Source organism: Glycomyces halotolerans (genome assembly GCF_054779575.1).
Window position 1 is genome coordinate 1 of record NZ_BAAGXZ010000081.1, and the last position, 522, is coordinate 522.

Annotated in this window: 1 protein-coding gene; it reads left to right on the top strand. The window is 52.7% G+C overall.

The genetic code is table 11. The features are described from left to right. A partial coding sequence (locus tag ACYVL2_RS20125) for a 3-deoxy-D-manno-octulosonic acid transferase (RefSeq protein ID WP_460546580.1) occupies positions 1 to 358 on the top strand: 358 nt, incomplete at its 5' end. Positions 359 to 522 lie beyond the last annotated feature (164 nt).

Sequence of the window (522 nt, forward strand, 5' to 3'; positions counted from 1 at the left end):
GCTGGGCAACAGCATGGGCGAAATGTACACCTATTACGCCGCCAGCGACTTTGCCGTGATGGGCGGCAGCCTGCAGCCGCTGGGCGGGCAGAACCTGATTGAAGCCGCCGCCATGGGCGTGCCGACCATACTAGGGCCGCATATGTTTAACTTTGAGCAAGTGGCGCAAGCGGCGGTCATGGCGGATGCGGCGGTACAGCTAAAGGATGTAAGTGAGTTGCATGGGATGATTGCGGCACTGGCAGCGGATAAAGTGAAAGTGCGTACGATGGCGGAAGCAGCGAAGGGGTTTACCTTGCAGCATAGAGGGACAACGGAAAGACTGATGATGGCGATAGCGCCATTGTTAAAAAAGTAGTTCTCTTTACGGATATAAAAAGAAGACTGGCAGCTTCTCAGTACGCAAATCACGTTTGATTTCGCCTTTAGGCGACCGTTCTTTCTTATGCTTGTCCATAAGAAAGAAGGCAAAGAACAAGACACCCTAGCTTCCGCTTCATTCCTGCGTTGCTCGCCAAAACA